Origin of the sequence: Baekduia sp., assembly GCF_035685985.1 — a bacterium.
GTDB lineage: Bacteria > Actinomycetota > Thermoleophilia > Solirubrobacterales > Solirubrobacteraceae > Baekduia.
Window position 1 is genome coordinate 55636 of record NZ_DASRZV010000024.1, and the last position, 15900, is coordinate 71535.

Sequence of the window (15900 nt, forward strand, 5' to 3'; positions counted from 1 at the left end):
GGTTGGGGTGCGCCGTGCTCCGGCGCACCCGCCCGCTTAAGATCGGCGGCGTTCTGGCCGAACAACGGTAGGACAGCGAGCGGGATCCCGCTCGTCCCGATCCGTTGGAGCAGGTCTAACTACATGTCGTACAAGTTCCCCGCGGCGCTGGCCTCTGGTCTCGCCGTCCTCGCCGTGGCGGCGCCCGTCGCCTCCGCGACCGTCACCACCGGCCCGCTGACGATCGTCCAGAACGGCGACGTCGTCTCGTTCACGGTCACCCCGCCGGCCGGCGGCACGGACGCCTCCGCGGTGCTCGTCGCGGAGGCCGGCTCCGGCGTCACGACGTTCGCGGCCACGGTCGGGCACGGCGGCGCGGGCGCCGCGAAGATCACCGGCAGCACGACCACGTGCCAGGTGGTCACCAACCCCGACACCGAGCCGCTGGCCGACGTCGGCTGGCCCGACTTCGCCGACGACGGCTCGAGCTACACCTGGAAGGTCCCGGTCTCCGAGCTCCCGGCGTCCTTCGACGCCAAGTCGGTCTTCAGCGACGACATCGAGGCCGACAGCTGCACGGGCAACGGCCCCGGCGGCGGGATCGCGACGACGTTCGCCGACGCCCAGCGCTTCCCGGTCCCGCCCGCGGTGGTGCCGGTCGTCGTGACGCCCACGCCCACGCCCACGCCGGCCCCGGCGCCCGCTCCGGCCCCCGCCCCGGCGCCGACCACGCCCACCAAGCCGGCCGCCGATCCCGACAAGGACGGCATCAAGAACGACTGGCTCGTCGGCGGCAAGCCGGCCGCGGCGCCCCAGGCCCCCAAGGTCTCCGGCGTCGGCGCGCACGGCGCGACGCTCGCGCTGCCCAAGGCGCCCAAGGGCGCCACGATCCGCGTCTACGTCCGCGTCGCCGGCACCGGCACGTTCAAGGCCGTGACCGCCAAGGTGAACAAGAAGACCGGCAAGGCCACCATCTCGGGCCTCAAGGCGGGCACCCGCTACGAGGTGAAGGTCGTCGCCGTCAACAAGGCGGGCAAGCAGAGCAAGGCCTCCAAGGCCGTGAAGGTCAAGACCACCAAGAAGTAGGCGCTCGACGCGGCGGAGGGCCGGCGTTAGGGTCGCTCGATGTCCCTCGCGCCGCTCACCCGCCGTCGTCTGCTCCAGGCCGGTGCCTCGGCCGCCGCGCTCGCCGCGGCCGAGGCACCGCTGACGTCCGCCGCCTTCGCGGCCGCGCGCAAGCGCAAGAAGGCCGACGTCGTCGTCATCGGCGCCGGGTTCTCCGGCCTCGCCGCCGCCCGCGCGCTCACCGCGCACGGCCACCGGGTCATCGTGCTGGAGGCCCGCGACCGCGTCGGCGGTCGCACGCAGAACGCCTCGATCGCCGACGGCAAGGCGATCGCCGAGGTCGGCGGCGAGTTCGTCGGCCCCACGCAGGACCGGATCCTCGCGCTGGCCAAGGCGATGGACGTCGGGACGTTCCCCGTCTACAACACGGGCTCCAACGTCTTCATCGCGCGCGGGCAGCGGACGCTGTACCCGGCGTCGACCGGCATCCCGAACGATCCCGAGATCCAGGCGGGCCTGGGCGCGCTGCTGACGGTCGACGCGATCGGCAAGGAGGTCGGCGTCGCCGCGCCGTGGAAGCACGCCAAGGCGCGCAGGTACGACGGCCAGACGCTGGCGCAGTACCTGGCCACCAAGAGCCTCACGCCGACCGCGCTGACGATCCTCGACGCGGTCTGCGAGGCGATCTGGGGCGCCGACCCCGGAGAGCTGAGCCTGCTCTACGTCGCCCAGTACGTCGCCGCGGCCGGGAACGCCAAGACGCCCGGAAGCTTCGCGCGCCTCATCGCCACCGGCGGCGGCGCGCAGGAGCGGCGGATCGTCGGCGGCTCGGTCGTCATCGCCGAGAAGGTCGCCGCCAAGCTCGGCGATCGCGTGATCCTCCAGGCGCCCGTCGCGAAGATCCGCGAGCACGACGGCGCCGTGACCGTCACGACCGACGGCGGCCCGACGGTCGTCGCCCGGCGCGTGGTGGTCGCGGTCCCGCCGGTGCTCGCCGCGCGCATCGCCTACGCGCCCGGGCTCCCGGCGGCCAAGAAGGCGCTGCTGAAGGCGATGACCCCCGGCTCGCTGACGAAGGTCGAGGCCGTCTACCCGACGCCGTTCTGGCGCGAGGCCGGGCTGTCCGGCCAGGGCGTCAGCGACACGGGCCTGGCCCGCGTCCCCTACGACAACTCGCCGCCCGACGGCAGCGTCGGCGTCTTCTTCAGCTTCATCGGCGGCAAGCGCCACGGCGAGTGGGCGGCGCTCGACCCCGCCACGCGCCGCGCCCAGGTCCTGGAGGACTTCGTCCGCTTCACCGCCGACGAGCGCGCCCGCACGCCGACCGAGTACCTGGAGAAGGACTGGACGACCGAGCGGTGGACCCGCGGCTGCCCGGTCGGCCACTTCGCGCCGGGCGTGCTGTCCAAGCACGGCGCCCAGCTGCGCGCCGCCCACGGCCGGATCCACTTCGCGGGCACCGAGACCTCCGACTACTGGCTCGGCTACATGGACGGCGCGGTGCGCGCGGGGGAGCGGGCGGCGCGCGAGGTCGACGCCAGGCTCAGCCGGCGCTCCTGACCAGCATGACCTGCCCGCGGTGGTAGCCGGCCCGCGGGCCGGGGCGGCTCACGTAGGCCAGCACCGCGCCGTGGGGGCCCTGCGCGATCCGCGTGCCGTAGCCGACGCTCGTCGCCCCGGGGACCGCGCGGGTGGGGGCGAGACCGCCGGTGGACCGCACGGTCGCGGTCGCCGCCGCCATCTTGCCGCCGCCCATCGACGTCGTGATCCCCAGCAGCGGCGGGCGCCCGGGCAGCGGCGCGGTGAGCGTCAGCGCGTCGGGGTGCGCCGGACCGGGGACCTCGCGCACGATCGGGCTCGTCCAGACCCCGGTCGGGGCGCCGACCGCGAAGCGCACGCTGTCGTGGTCGCGCGTGTGCGGCGTGCCCTGGATCCAGGCGACATAGGCGTGGTCGTCGTCCACGGTCACGGCGGTGGAGCCCAGGACCGCACCGCGGACGGTGCCATCCGCGCCCGCGGCCAACGTCGCGGCGGGCCCGAACGGCGCGCCGGCGGTGGCCTGCTGGGTGGCCATCGCCGACATCGTCCCGAGCCCTTCGTCGCGCAGCCACGCGAGCGCCACGTGGCCGCCGCCCGCGCCGATGCCCAGCGAGATGGGCATGGTGCCGCGCGCGGCCGAGCCGGCGACGACCTGCGCGGGGCCCCAGGCGTCGCCCGCGCCCTGCACGACGTGCACGCCGTCCTTGTCGCCCCAGGCGACGGTCGCGGTGCCGTCGCGGTCGATGGCCGCCTTCGGGGCCGCGAACGTGCCGGCGCCCACGGCTCGCGCCGGCCCGAAGCGGCCGCCGGCCGGGCGGTACGACACCCAGATCCGCGCGCCCGCGACCAGCGGCACGTCGTCGGCGTACTGGGTGAACGCGACGACCGCGTCGCCCGCGCGGTCGGCGGCGATCGCCATCGCCTGCGCGGAGCGCCGTCCGGTCGACAGCACCTGGCGGTCGGCCAGCGCCGGGCCGATCCGGACGATCGGCCGCCGCGCGCCGCCGGCGATCTCGAGGAAGCCGGCGACGAGGTCGCGCCCGGCCCCGGCGAACAGCTCGCCGCCGTAGGTGCCGTTGTGCGTGGTCTCGATCGTCCGGGCCGGCCCGAGCCGCCCGTCGGCGCCGGTGGTGCGCAGCAGCAGCGTGAAGTGGTCGGCCGAGCGGTGGCTGAGCAGGACCGACGCGCGGTCGTGGTCGTCCATCGCCAGGCCCGCGAGGTCGTTGTCCTGGGCGTGTGGCGTGAGCGGCTGGAGCGCCGACCAGCCGCGCGCGTTGACGGCGGTGGGCAACGCGCCGATCAGCAGCACGGCGACGGTGAGAGCAAGCGGGCGGGACGTCATCGACCTCGCAACGATCCTGCCGCACGCGAGGTGACAGGCGCGCCGCCGGCTCGACACCATGTCAGAACAAACTTGACGCCCCCGTCATCTTCTGGGACGCTGCGTCCATGTCCGCCGCCGCTGCCGCCTCCGCGCCGCTGCCCACCGTCTGCCTGATCGGCGCCGGGTCGTCCGGCATCGCCGCCGCCAAGGCCCTGCACCAGGCCGGGATCCCGTTCGACTGCGTCGAGGCGTCGGATCGCGTCGGCGGCAACTGGGTCTTCGGCAACACCAACGGGATGTCGGCCGCCTACCGCGACCTGCACATCAACACGTCGCGCGACCGCATGGCCTACTCGGACTTCCCGATGCCGGCCGACTACCCCGACTACCCGCACCACACCCAGATCGCGGCCTACTTCGAGTCCTACGTCGACCACTTCGGGTTCCGCGACAAGATCCTGTTCGACACGCGCGTCGAGAACGTCTCGCGCGGGGGCGACGGCGTCTACACCGTCACCTTCGGCGACGGCGAGGCCCGCGAGTACGACGTCGTCCTGGTCGCCAACGGCCACCACTGGGACGCGCGCTGGCCCGAGCCCGCCTTCCCCGGCTCCGACACGTTCGCGGGCACGCAGCTGCACGCCCACGAGTACGTCGACTCCTCGATCTTCGAGGGCAAGAACGTGGTCGTGCTCGGCATGGGCAACTCGGCGATGGACATCGCGGTCGAGTCCTCCTACGTCGCCGACAGCACCTACCTGGCCGCGCGCCGCGGCGCCTGGATCGTCCCCAAGTACCTCTTCGGCCGTCCGACCGACCACTTCAAGAACGATCCGCGCGTCCCGTTCAAGGTCCGCCAGAAGGTCGTCGAGAAGCTGATCCGCCTGCACACGGGCGACATCACCAAGTACGGGCTGCCCAAGCCCGACCACGAGTTCGGCGAGGCCCACCCGACGGTCTCCGGCCGCATCCTGGACCGCATCCAGCACGGCCGCGTCCGGCCCAAGCCCAACATCAAGGCCTTGGACGGCGACCACGTGGTCTTCGCCGACGGCACGCGCGAGCCGGTCGACGTGGTGGTGTACTGCACGGGCTACAAGATCTCGTTCCCGTTCTTCGGCGAGGACTTCATCGCGGCCCCCGACAACCACATCGAGCTGTTCCGCCGCGTCTTCCACCCCAAGTTCCCCGACCTCGGGTTCGTCGGGCTGCTGCAGCCGCTCGGCTCCGTGATGCCGCTGGCCGAGGCCCAGGGCGTCTGGCTGGCCGAGTACCTGCGCGGCCGCTACGCGCTGCCCGCGCCCGCCGCGCTGACCGCCGACATCCGCGCCGACCAGCAGGCGATGCACAAGCGCTACGTCGCCTCCAAGCGCCACACGATCCAGGTCGACTTCGAGGACTACCTCTGGCACCTGGACAAGGAGCGCAAGGCCGGCGCCGAGCGCGCGCGGGCGGCCGGGTTCGCGCTGCCGGTCCCGCATCGTGCCAAGGACGCCCCGCGCTCGGCCGGGGGCGCGGCGGTGGCGGCGTGAGCGACGTCGTCTCCGAGCCGTCCGCCGGCACCTCCGGCGCCGCCGCCGGCAAGCGCGAGCGCACCAAGGCCGCCAACCGCGCCGCGATCCTGGGGGCCGCGCGCGAGGTCTTCGCCGACATCGGCTACGGCGCGGCGACCGTGCGGGACATCGTCCGGCGCACCGACCTGGCCACCGGCACGTTCTACAACTACTTCCCCGACAAGGAGTCGGTGCTGACCGCGCTCCTGGACGAGACCGCGGGGGAGGCCCGCGTGCGCGTCCAGGCCGCCCGCCGGGAGGGCGCGACGCTGGAGGCGTTCGTCCGCGACGGCTTCGCCGCCTACTTCGACTTCCTGCTGGAGGACCGGCAGACCAGCGAGCTGCTGGCCCGCAACGCGGGCACGATCCGGGCGCTGTTCCAGGAGCCGTCGCTGGTCGCGGGCGTCGAGGAGCTGGCCGACGACCTGCGCGCCGGCGTCGCCGCCGGGCTGATCCCCGACCACGACGTCGAGTACATGGCCGCGTCGATGGTCGGCGCGGCCTTCGAGGTCGGCGCGCGGATGCTGGAGAGCGACGACCCGGACCCCGCGCGGGCCACCGACTTCATCTCCGGGCTGTTCATCGCGGGCCTGCGGGCCGCGGCGTGACCGAGCGTCCGCGCAACGCCTCTTGCGCGGACGACGCACCGCAACTTCCGAGACGGCTACGCTGTCTTGGTTCTCTAGTGCCCCACCGCCGATCGTGCCGGGGCGCGACGCAACGCACCGAGACCCCGTCCCCGACGCCGACAAGGAGCACTCCGCATCCCCATGCGACGTCTCGTTCGCAGCTGTCTGATCGTCACCGCCCTGACCGCGCTCGTCGTTCCCGCGAGCGCCTCCGCATCCGCCACCGTCGGCGTTTCGGACCAGCAGGCGAGCACGTTCACCAACCCCCTCTTCGCGCCGCTGAAGTTGAAGGTCGCGCGCTACATCGCCCCGTATGACGTCACGAGCGAGCCGGCCCAGCGCGCCGACTTCGAGGCGTGGCTGAAGGCCGCCAAGGCCGCCCATCAGACGATCCTGATCTCGTTCGAGCACGCGCGGACGTCGTCGGGCTACAACAAGGCGCCGAGCGTCGCGGCCTACACCAAGGCCTTGACCTCGTTCAAGAAGAAGTACGGCAAGTCGTTCGACGTCACGCCGTGGAACGAGGTCAACGTCTGCCAGGCCAAGGGCCGCATGGAGGGCCAGCCCTCGAAGATCTGCAAGTCGGCGACCGGGCCCAAGCTCGTGGCCCAGTACTACGCGGCCGCCTCGAAGGTCTTCTCCGGCCGCAAGGTCACGGCGATCGACATCCTCGACGGCTCGAACGTCGGCGGCGCGGTCAGCTACCTGCGCAAGTTCAAGAAGTACGTCAAGGGCCACCCCAAGTACTGGGGCATCCACAACTACAGCGACACCAACCGCGGCTCGTACTCGCGGACGTCGCGCCTGATCAAGACGATCGACGACAAGAAGGCTCAGATCTGGCTGACCGAGACCGGTGGCCAGCTGCGCCTGCGCGGCGTCTACGCCGGCGGCTCCGAGGCCGCGGCCGAGACCAAGGCCGCCACGGCGCTGAAGTGCATGTTCTCCATGCCGAAGAAGTACAAGCAGATCACGCGCCTGTACATCTACCAGTTCAACGGCGCGCCGGAGTCCAACGACTTCGACGCGGGCCTGATCAACGTGGACAACACGAAGCGCAAGGGCTACACCGTCGTGCAGAAGCGCCAGTCGGCGACCTGCCACGCGTAGTCGCGCTGACGCCATCTGACGCGTTTCCGAAGGGCGCCCGTGCCACGGGCGCCCTTCGCTGTTCGTAGACTGGCTCCGTGCCCACCTTCTGCCGTCACAACCGGCTCGTCGAGAACTGCCCGATCTGCTCCAAGAAGGATCGCGTGTCGTCGTCGCCGTCGCGCTCGGTGGAGCGGCGGCCGTCGCGCGCCGAGAGCGCGAGCGGCGGGCGCACGCGGGCGCCGCGCAAGTCGGCCTCGTCGGGGATGACCGTGCGCCGGATGGCGCGGGCGGCCGACGACGGCTACGAGCACGACCTCGTGCCGGGCCTGCGCTCCAGCGTCGACGCCGGCCGCCTGGCCGACGAGCTGGCCTTCAGCGCCGCGCGGGTGCGCGAGCTGTCCGAGGCGCCTCCCGGGCTGTACGCCGAGGTCGCGTCGGCCGACGATCGCGAGGAGGCCGCGTGGCTGACCTTCCTGATCGCGTTCCTGTCGCCGCTGGCCGGCGACGACCCGTGGGCCGGCGTGTCCGCGGTGCGCACGTCGTGGGCGTCGGGCGAGATCCCGTCGCTGGAAGGCGTGCAGGCCGGGCCCCGCAACGCCTACGACGCGCGACGGGGCGACGCCGCGCTGGTCGCCTACCGCGCCTGGGCGCAGCGCCTGGGCGGGCAGATCACCGCGCTGGCCGGCGAGGAGTCCTGGACGCTGCAGCACCGCTACGACCGCGCGTTCGAGCGGCTGGGGCTGCCGGGCTTCGGCCGGTCGCAGCGGATGGAGTTCCTCGTCCTGGCGCACCACCTCGGGCTCGTCGAGCTGGACCCGTGGACGCTGCACCTGAGCGCCGCGACGGCCACCGACCCGGTCGGCATCGCCGCCAAGCGCCTGCTGGGCATCGGCGATCCCGTGCTCCTGCAGCGGCGCCAGCGCGAGCTGGCGCACGGGGTGGACGTGCCGGTCGAGGCGCTGGACCTCGCGTTCTTCAACTGGTCGGCGCCCGCCGCGGGCGACGGTGACGAGCGCTACCGCGCCGGGTCCCAAGCCGAGATCGACCCCGACGAGCGCGAGCGGATCGCGCGGGCGCTGGGGCTTTGAGACGGGCGCTCGTCGGGGCGGTGGCCGTCGCGGCGGTCGCGCTCGCCGGCTGCGGGTCCGCCAAGACCCAGAACCCGACGACGGCGCCGACCGTCTCGCTGTGGGTCAACTCCACCGCGAAGGACTACCGCCAGGTCGCGGCGGGCGCGAAGCTCGCGTTGGCCGAGGCCCAGGGCCACGCGGGCGTGTTCCGCATCAACTTCGCCGGGCGCCAGGTCTCCGACGATCCGGCGGCCGCGACCAAGGACGCGCTGAACAACGCGCGCACATCGCTGCAGGACACGCAGGCGTCGGCGGTCGTCACCGCGCTGGGCGACGACGCGGTCAAGCCCGCGGTGTTCCTGCTGAACTCGGCGGGGATCTCGACGGTCGTGCTCGGCGACGCCGCGCTGAAGGCGCAGGCCTGCGACGCGGGCAGCGACCTGTACCCGTCGGGGCATCCGACGGCGATCGTGGTGGCCGCGGGCGGTGGCGTGCCCGCGTCGTTCCGGTCGAGCTTCTCCGCGCGGCTGGGCTTCGTGCCCGACGAGGACGCCTACCGCGCCTACACGGGCGTGAAGTCCGTGCTGGCCTCGCTGGCGGCGCCCGGCGTCGCGACCGACAACTCGCCGCCGCGGCTGAACCGCGACGCGCTGGCCGCGCAGCTCGTGCGCGCGCACGGCGACTGCGCGACGGCCTAGGCGCGCGTTCCGCGGGCCGGCCAGGCCGGCGCGGGGAGGGCATCCCCACTTCCGGCGCGCGCGGTGGACGGACGGCCGAGTCGCGCCGGTCGGGCCGCTATGGGGAATCGCTCACTGAGCAGAAGCTGATTAAGTCGCAAACTCCGAGCTTCTTGGTGGCGTTCGTCACGAGCCCGGAGGTGCGCCTCGTCCTGGGCCGGACGCGGGTGGTTCGTGGACGGGCCGTGGTGCTCGTGCCGTTCCGGTGGTGTCGCGATATCGAATGGCGTCGCTCACCGATGCGCGGATGTTCTCGTTCGGACCCCTCATCGATGGGAGGGGGCGAGAACGCGAGCGGCGTGCCCTAAGGACCACGACCCACCCACACCCGACGGACCGGGACCCGATGGAGAACCTCGCGCCGCCCGAGCACGACGCTCGGATCAGGCTCACCGACGACCAAGCACATGAACTCGTGGTCCGCACCGTCGCCACGCAGGCCGAGTCGCTGATGCGCACCGCGCGTCGACACAGCCTCTGCGCCGACGACGCCTACGACGCCTACCAGCGCGGCATGGAGATCTTCCTGCGCCGGGCGCGGACGCTCGACCCGGAGTCCGCCCACAAGTGGCTGCATGTCGTCGTCAAGCACGAGGCGATGGAGGTCCGGCGTGGCCGGTCCGCGTCGGTGGCCTACGAGGACCTCGACCTCGACCGCCACGCGTCGGCCCACGATCCGACGCCCGAGGAGCGCGTCGTCGGCGCGGAGCGGACGCGCAGCGCCGCCGAGGCGCTGCGGCGGCTCAAGCCGCAGGAGCTGCGCGCGATGTGGCTCAAGGCGCTCGGGCACTCCTACGTCGAGATCGGCGAGGCCACCGGCTACAGCCAGACCAAGGTGAACCGGTCGCTGACCGAGGGTCGCAAGAGCTTCTTCGCCCGCTACGAGGGCATCGAGTCGGGGGCCGAGTGCGAGCGCTGGCAGCCCGTGCTGACCGCGATGGCCCGCGGCGAGGCGACCGCCGAGCAGATCACCGACGCGCGCCCGCACCTGCGCAACTGCCCGTCCTGCCGGGGGCGGCTGAAGGCGCTGCACCGCCGGCCGCTGACCGCGATGCTGCCGCTCGGCCTCGTGAGCCTCCTCGGCCGTCTCGGCGCGCTCGCCGAGCGTGTGCTGCCCGGCGGCGACGCCTCGATGACGGCGGTCAGCGGCACGAAGCTCGCGGCCCTCCTCGCGACCGGCGCGGCCGCCACGGCGGGCGGCGGGTTCGTGATGGCCCAGGAGCAGGCGCGGCCCAAGCACGCGCCGGCGCGGCACGCGGTGCCGACGACCGCGGCCCGTGCGGCGGCGGCGCGCGGCACGGCGACGATGCCGGCGGTGCCGATCGCGGCGCGGACGGCGTCGGTGTCGGGATCCGCGCCGGCCTCCGGGACACGGCGCGCGACCCCGACCCGCCGCCATCGCGTCGTCGCGCGGCGCAAGGCGAAGAGCACGGAGTTCGCGCCCGCCGGCGCGCCCGTGCCCGTCGTCCCGCAGACGACCACGTCGCCGCGGACGCCGACGCCGACGCCGATCACGCGCAGCGCGAACCCGACGCCCACGCCGAGCGCGACGCCGCGCCAACTGCCGCACCCCACCCGCCCCGACACCTCCCACGGCGAGTTCTCGCCCCAGCCCTGAGCCCGACCCATGCCCATCGGAAAGGACCCGACATTGCATCTCTTCAACCCAGCCCCCTACGCGGCGCTGGCGGCGCTGGGCGCCGCCTTGACGCTTTCGCTGACGCACCCGGCGACATCGAAGGCGGACCCCTTCGGGGAGGGGGCGTACGTCCATCGCAGCTGCGTGACAGCTGACGACACCGTCGACGCTTCGGGCGGCTGGAAGGCCTTCTCAACGCTGGCTGACTCCGGTGTCTTCTCGCATCCCACCTGCGGCGCATCGAGCGGTGCTCGGCTGCAGAGCGACATGTTCCCTACCGGCCCGGTCTCTCCCGGCGAGGGGACCGGCTGGACCTATACGGCTCCGTCCGGCACGAGTATCACGGGCATCAGCGCGTCCTATGCGGGGCTTTCGGACCCTGCCGCTTCCGGCGGACATGGAGTGATCCAGCTCATCAACAAGGCCGGTGGGATCTTTCTGAACTTCAACGGGAGCGTCAGCGAGTCGAGCGCGCGTTCCATCACGTGGTCGGGTCTCGATACGCAGGCGGTGACCTGGCGCATCATCTGCGACCAAACCGGCCCTGCGTGTGCGGGAAGTGTCGGCTGGTCGGCGCTCTACGAACCACACCTTCTACTCGCGGACCGCACTCCACCCGTTGGAGGCGCCACGAGTGGCAGCTTGACCACCAACCTCAAGGTCGCGGGGTTCGAGCACCTCACGTACTCTGCGTCGGATTCCGGCGGTGGTTTGGCCCGCTTGCGCCTCTATGTGGACGGCGTGCTGTCGGAGGTCGACCACGTTGTTGATGAGTTGGGTGGCCGGTGCCGCCCGTCCGGGCTTGAGAACGGCGCCTGGGTCTTCTCGCGCCCTCGACCGTGTCCACTCACCGTCGCTGCCGACGAGACGCTCGACACCACCCAGATCGCGGACGGCAAGCACATCCTGACCTACAAGGTCGTCGACGCGGCGCAGCACGAGACCACCCTCTGGAGCGACGAGCGCCTGGTCGCCAACCACCCGCCGGTCAACGAGCAGGTCTCCGCGTTCCGCGACAACTCGGTCTACGCCAACCCGCTCGTCGGCTCGGCGATCGAGGCGTTGGACGACGGCACGTGGACCGGTCCGAGCCTGCACATCGCTCGCGCGTGGGCGCAGTGCGACGCGAACGGGGCGCTGGCGTCGTGCGCGACGATCCCGGCTGCGACGGGGCTCGAGTACACGCCCACGGCGGCGGACGTCGGGCATCGGCTGCGGCTCCTGGTCACCGCCACCAACCCGGCCGACACCGTGATGGCCGCGACGGCGCCCAGCGGGGTCGTCGCCCGGCCCAGCAGCGGTTCCGGCGGCGACGCGACGCCGCCCACCAAGAACACGACCACGCCGACGCCGGGCGACGACAGCCCCGCGCCGGCGGCGCCCGCCCCGCCGCTGCTGCCGGTCGTGCCGCCGCCCGCCGCGGCCGGCCATGAGCTGCGCGGCAAGGTGGTGGGGGACACCGGCTGCCCGCAGGACAAGGCCACGCTGCGATTCGAGCACGTCGCCGGCGGCAAGGTGAAGCTCGGGTACGGGAAGGCGGCGGCCGTCCAGCTCCAGCTCACGTGCACCAACAACGGCAAGCCGATCCAGGCCGCGCACCTGGACGTCTTCACGCGCGTCGGCGCGGGCGCGGCGGTCGCGTCCGACGTCGCCACCGACGACGCGGGGCACGCGACGATCCGGCTGGCCGCCGGCGCCGGGCGGTCGATCTCCGTGGGCTACCGCATGTACGACGACGATCCGATCGCCCGCGCGACCGCCACGCTGAAGGTCGCCGTCAACGGCCGCGTGCGCTTGCGTGGCAATCACCGGACGCTGCGCAACGGCCGGGCGCTGACGCTGCGCGGCCGCCTGCTCGGCGGGCACGTCCCGCGCCGCGGCGTGACGCTGACCGTCCAGTGGCGCGACCACCATCGCTGGCGGCCCTTCGCCCAGATCAAGACCAACAGGAAGGGCACGTTCTCCTACGCCTACCGGTTCACGCGCTCGACTCGCCGGATCACCTACGCCTTGCGCGTCCAGGTGAGCAAGGGCCAGCTGGACTACCCGTTCCAGCCCGTGGCCTCTAACGCCGTGAGGGTGACCGTCGGGCCGTAGGACCCGCACTGCCGACCCATCCGCAGCACGGGCGTCGCCGCGCGGCACCCGTGCTTGCCGTTGGTCCCCTCCTGACCGCCGTTGGCGCCGGCGGGTCGCCTCCGGCGCTCGGCCGTGGCTCGGCTGTGGGTCGACCATTGGTGGACCATGGCCGAGCCCGGACCGTGGCCGCACCCGACCGTGGCCGCACCCCGATCGCGGCCTCGCCGCGCCTCGCCGCGCCTCGACCCGCCCCGCCCCCGTCGCGAGGCGAGGCGGGCGCGGCAGGGCGGGCGGGGGGAATCTGGGGCGTCGCAAGCGTGCTCGAACCCGGCCTTCGGCCAGCGCGCGCGCACCGCCGCGCGCGGCCGAAAACGGTCCCGCCGCGACCCGGCAGGCCTGCTCAGCGATCGGTCCTTCGCCCCCGAACACTGCGGGGACGGGTGCTTCGCAGTCAGACCCGCTGCAAGCGTTTCACGCAAAGTGCAGGAACTTCCCGGAGGCCAGCGAACACAAGGGGTTTGCCGTCCGGTGGGGGGTCTACCTTGGCGCCGTCCAGTCCTCGAGCGCCGGGAGCTCCCATGGCCCTCTGCTTCATCGAACCCCACGACGCTATTCGCGTGATCGCAGAGTCCGTCGGCCGAGAGGCCCGGCGGCAGCTGCTGGGCGAGCTCGTTCGCGCGTGGGTGGACGAGATCCCCGAGCGCGAGCTGGACACGCACTACGCGAAGGCCGTCGCGGACCTCGACGAGCACGACCTGTCGATGCTCGCCGCCTGGCACGCGTCGCTGGAGGTCGGGCAGCCGATCGCCAATCGCGACTTCCTCATGAACGTCTTCCCGACGCTCGGCGAGAACCGTCGCGAGGCGTTGAAGATCGCCGCCGGCTTCCGCGGCGAGGAGGCGTTCGACGCCGGCGTCGCCGAGGAGCAGGCGCTGGAGACCGTCCTTCCGCGCCTCTCGCGCGAGCGGTCGATGGAGCTGGCGCAGGAGTGCGTCGAGCTCTACCTCTGGGACCGCCTCGGCTCCGACAACTAGCGGCTCGCCGCTCGCGGCACAGGCGCGCCGCGCGCCGCGCGCCCGGCACCGCGCCGCGCCCCGGCGCGGCGGCCTCAGTCCTCCGTTCGGCGCAGGATGTCGTAGCGGCCCACGCCGCTGCGGCCCTCCATGCGCCAGGTGAAGAACGCGCAGTCCAGGCGTAGGCGGCCGAGGTCGAGCGTGGTGCCGCAGGCGACCTCGCCGGCGGCGCGGCGGGCGTAGGGCGCCTCGTCGGTCTCGTAGAGCTCCAGGCCGGTGTGGCGCTGGCGGCCCTCGCTGTCGTAGGTGGTGGAGATGCGCGGGTCGGCGACGAGGAGGCTCGTCGCCTCGCCGGTCTCGCCGTCGCGGCCCAGCAGCACCGCGTGGATCGCCTCGTCGGCGTGCGACGCGGCCTTCGCGCCGCGGACGGCGGTCATCGTCACGCCCGCGTCGCCCTCCAGCCAGACGCCGACCGTGCGCGCCAGCGCGAGCTTGCCCCAGTCCGGCGCGCCCCACGAGTGGCCGCGCTGGCCGCGGCCCGAGAACGTCCGGCGCGTGCCGTCGATCGTGACCGTGCCCGTGACCTTGACGAGCTGGTCGTAGCCCTCCATGCCGCCCAGCTTGCCCGCGGGGGCGTCGGCGCTCAGCGCCGCGGGGACGCTCACGGCCTCGACGTCGAGCAGGAAGGCGTGCGAGCCCTCCTCGTCCTCGTAGTGGAAGCGCCAGGCGCGCAGCGGATCGACGATCTCGGTCCAGACGCCCGCGGCCTCCGCCTCGCCCCAGCCGACGCCCTCGCCGGCGGGCACGCCGCCCTCGGCGCGCACCGACACCGGGGCGCCGCCCGCGAAGAGGATCGCCAGGCCGCTGGTGACCACGTCGCCGTCGCCGTCCAGCGCGCGACCGATCCGGGCCACGCCGCAGACGTCGGCCTCCATGTCGGAGAACGCGAGCGTCACCGCGTCGCTCTGGCCGGGCGTCAGGTCGCGCGGAGCCTCGTGCTCCACACCAACAACGGTCAAGGAAGCCTCCTGGGATCGATCTCGGTCGCGGTGCCCTCGACGTCCGCCCCCGGATGGGGCTCCCGCGCGCCCCCGCGCACGCGCACGCCCGGGATCGCCCCGAACATGCCGAAGCCGAACCGTCGGACGATCAGGCGTCGGACCAGCGCGCGGGTCGGCGGCAGCAGCAGGAGGGCGCCGACGGCGTCGCTGCAGAAGCCCGGCGTCGCCAGGAACGCGCCGCCGAAGATCACGAGCACGCCGTCGAGGACCTCGCGGCCGGGCACACGGCCCTCGGCGAGCGTCTGCTGGAACCGCCGCCACACCGCGCGGCCCTGCGACCGCATGAGCATCGTGCCGAGGATCGAGTCGGCGATGAGCAGCACGATCGTCCAGAGCGCGCCGATCGCCTCGCCGACCTGGATGATCACGTAAATCTCGAGGATCGGGACGCCGACGAAGAAGATCAGCAGGAGCAGGAAGGGCATCCGGGCCCGAAGGCTACGCGGTCGGGCCCGGCGGGCCGCTCAGGCCGGCTGCGGCGCGGGGTCCAGCACGACGTTCGGCAGCCGGTGCAGGCCGACGAGCTCGATCAGGCGCTGGATCTGCGGCTGGGCGCCGCGGATGTGCAGGCGGCTCTCGCACTGCCGCAGACGGCGCGCGACCATCGCCAGATCCACCATCAAGGATGGGTCGGCGAAGACCAGCTCGTGCAGGTCGACGAGCACCGTCTCCCCGGCGTGCAGCGCGCGCGACAAAGCGGGGCGCCGCAGGCTCTGGGTGGACCGATCCTCGTCGCCCGCACAGCGGATCACCGGGGGGTGTTCGCTGAACGAGACGATGGCCCGCGGAACCTACCCAACCTGCGGGGCTAGACTCAAGGGCTATGCCCTCCCTCGAGGATGTCGAAGCCGCACTTACCAACGTCATCGACCCGGAGCTCGGGTTGGATTTCGTCGAATTGGGCCTCATCTACGGGATCGAGGTCTCGGGCGGCGACGTCCACGTCACGTTCTCGCTGACCTCTCCCGGCTGCCCCATCGGACCGCAGGTCTCCGAGCAGATCGAGGAGTTCGTGACCGAGCTCGACGGCGTGAGCTCCGTCGAGTCCACGATGACGTTCACCCCGCCGTGGACGCCGGACAGGATGTCCGAGGACGCGAAGTTCGCGCTGGGCTACTAG

General features: G+C 73.0%; 15 protein-coding genes. 11 read left to right on the forward strand and 4 right to left on the reverse strand.

Going from position 1 to position 15900, the window contains the following annotated elements:
- The first annotated feature begins 123 nt into the window (after positions 1-123).
- Complete coding sequence (locus tag VFG42_RS12655; protein WP_324908919.1) at positions 124-1065, forward strand: fibronectin type III domain-containing protein; 942 nt, start codon at positions 124-126, stop codon at positions 1063-1065.
- A gap of 39 nt (positions 1066-1104) precedes the next feature.
- Entirely contained in the window at positions 1105-2604 is a 1500-nt protein-coding gene (locus VFG42_RS12660; protein ID WP_324908921.1) for a flavin monoamine oxidase family protein, read from the forward strand.
- On the opposite strand, the gene VFG42_RS12665 is transcribed toward VFG42_RS12660, so the two are convergent.
- A complete protein-coding gene (locus tag VFG42_RS12665; protein WP_324908923.1) occupies positions 2588-3925 on the reverse strand; it encodes a hypothetical protein in 1338 nt (445 codons plus the stop codon). The genes VFG42_RS12660 and VFG42_RS12665 overlap by 17 nt on opposite strands.
- A 107-nt stretch (positions 3926-4032) precedes the next feature.
- Between VFG42_RS12665 and VFG42_RS12670 the strand changes: the two genes are divergently transcribed.
- The 8 genes from VFG42_RS12670 to VFG42_RS12705 all read left to right on the forward strand — a co-directional run bounded on the left by VFG42_RS12670 (position 4033) and on the right by VFG42_RS12705 (position 13740).
- Positions 4033-5439, forward strand: a complete 1407-nt coding sequence (locus tag VFG42_RS12670; RefSeq protein ID WP_324908925.1) for a flavin-containing monooxygenase — start codon at positions 4033-4035, stop codon at positions 5437-5439.
- A complete protein-coding gene (locus tag VFG42_RS12675) occupies positions 5436-6068 on the forward strand; it encodes a TetR/AcrR family transcriptional regulator (RefSeq protein WP_324908927.1) in 633 nt (210 codons plus the stop codon). Before VFG42_RS12670 ends, VFG42_RS12675 begins: the two co-directional genes overlap by 4 nt.
- 162 nt (positions 6069-6230) lie before the next feature.
- Positions 6231-7199, forward strand: a complete 969-nt coding sequence (locus VFG42_RS12680; RefSeq protein WP_324908929.1) for a hypothetical protein — start codon at positions 6231-6233, stop codon at positions 7197-7199.
- Positions 7200-7276: 77 nt separating this feature from the next.
- Positions 7277-8269: a hypothetical protein gene (locus tag VFG42_RS12685; RefSeq protein ID WP_324908931.1), complete on the forward strand. Its 993-nt coding sequence runs from the start codon at positions 7277-7279 to the stop codon at positions 8267-8269.
- Positions 8266-8949: a hypothetical protein gene (locus VFG42_RS12690; RefSeq protein WP_324908933.1), complete on the forward strand. Its 684-nt coding sequence runs from the start codon at positions 8266-8268 to the stop codon at positions 8947-8949. Before VFG42_RS12685 ends, VFG42_RS12690 begins: the two co-directional genes overlap by 4 nt.
- A 454-nt stretch (positions 8950-9403) precedes the next feature.
- On the forward strand, positions 9404-10606 hold the full coding sequence (locus tag VFG42_RS12695) for a sigma-70 family RNA polymerase sigma factor (RefSeq protein ID WP_324908935.1): 1203 nt from the start codon (positions 9404-9406) through the stop codon (positions 10604-10606).
- Between the two features lie 9 nt (positions 10607-10615).
- Positions 10616-12724 carry a hypothetical protein gene (locus VFG42_RS12700; protein WP_324908937.1) on the forward strand — a complete coding sequence of 703 codons (2109 nt, stop codon included), beginning with the start codon at positions 10616-10618 and terminating at the stop codon, positions 12722-12724.
- Between the two features lie 599 nt (positions 12725-13323).
- On the forward strand, positions 13324-13740 hold the full coding sequence (locus VFG42_RS12705) for a hypothetical protein (RefSeq protein WP_324908939.1): 417 nt from the start codon (positions 13324-13326) through the stop codon (positions 13738-13740).
- Positions 13741-13814: 74 nt separating this feature from the next.
- On the opposite strand, the gene VFG42_RS12710 is transcribed toward VFG42_RS12705, so the two are convergent.
- From VFG42_RS12710 to VFG42_RS12720, 3 genes are read right to left on the reverse strand one after another with little or no spacing between them, the layout of a single operon-like run.
- A complete protein-coding gene (locus VFG42_RS12710; protein WP_324908941.1) occupies positions 13815-14723 on the reverse strand; it encodes a hypothetical protein in 909 nt (302 codons plus the stop codon).
- Between the two features lie 11 nt (positions 14724-14734).
- Entirely contained in the window at positions 14735-15205 is a 471-nt protein-coding gene (locus VFG42_RS12715; RefSeq protein ID WP_324908943.1) for an FxsA family protein, read from the reverse strand.
- A 39-nt stretch (positions 15206-15244) separates the two neighbouring features.
- Positions 15245-15532 carry an STAS domain-containing protein gene (locus VFG42_RS12720; protein WP_324908945.1) on the reverse strand — a complete coding sequence of 96 codons (288 nt, stop codon included), beginning with the start codon at positions 15530-15532 and terminating at the stop codon, positions 15245-15247.
- 71 nt (positions 15533-15603) lie between these two features.
- Between VFG42_RS12720 and VFG42_RS12725 the strand changes: the two genes are divergently transcribed.
- Positions 15604-15900 (forward strand): metal-sulfur cluster assembly factor, encoded by a 297-nt coding sequence (locus VFG42_RS12725; RefSeq protein ID WP_324908947.1) that lies wholly within the window; start codon positions 15604-15606, stop codon positions 15898-15900.

What these genes read in the sequence shown, in the direction of transcription:
- VFG42_RS12655 (WP_324908919.1), top strand. Translation starts at nt 124, where the DNA reads ATGTCGTACAAGTTCCCCGCGGCGCTGGCCTCTGGTCTCGCCGTCCTC.
- VFG42_RS12680 (WP_324908929.1), top strand. Translation starts at nt 6,231, where the DNA reads ATGCGACGTCTCGTTCGCAGCTGTCTGATCGTCACCGCCCTGACCGCG.
- VFG42_RS12725 (WP_324908947.1), top strand. Translation starts at nt 15,604, where the DNA reads ATGCCCTCCCTCGAGGATGTCGAAGCCGCACTTACCAACGTCATCGAC.
- VFG42_RS12660 (WP_324908921.1), top strand. Translation starts at nt 1,105, where the DNA reads ATGTCCCTCGCGCCGCTCACCCGCCGTCGTCTGCTCCAGGCCGGTGCC.
- VFG42_RS12700 (WP_324908937.1), top strand. Translation starts at nt 10,616, where the DNA reads ATGCCCATCGGAAAGGACCCGACATTGCATCTCTTCAACCCAGCCCCC.
- VFG42_RS12715 (WP_324908943.1), bottom strand. Translation starts at nt 15,205, where the DNA reads ATGCCCTTCCTGCTCCTGCTGATCTTCTTCGTCGGCGTCCCGATCCTC.
- VFG42_RS12665 (WP_324908923.1), bottom strand. Translation starts at nt 3,925, where the DNA reads ATGACGTCCCGCCCGCTTGCTCTCACCGTCGCCGTGCTGCTGATCGGC.
- VFG42_RS12670 (WP_324908925.1), top strand. Translation starts at nt 4,033, where the DNA reads ATGTCCGCCGCCGCTGCCGCCTCCGCGCCGCTGCCCACCGTCTGCCTG.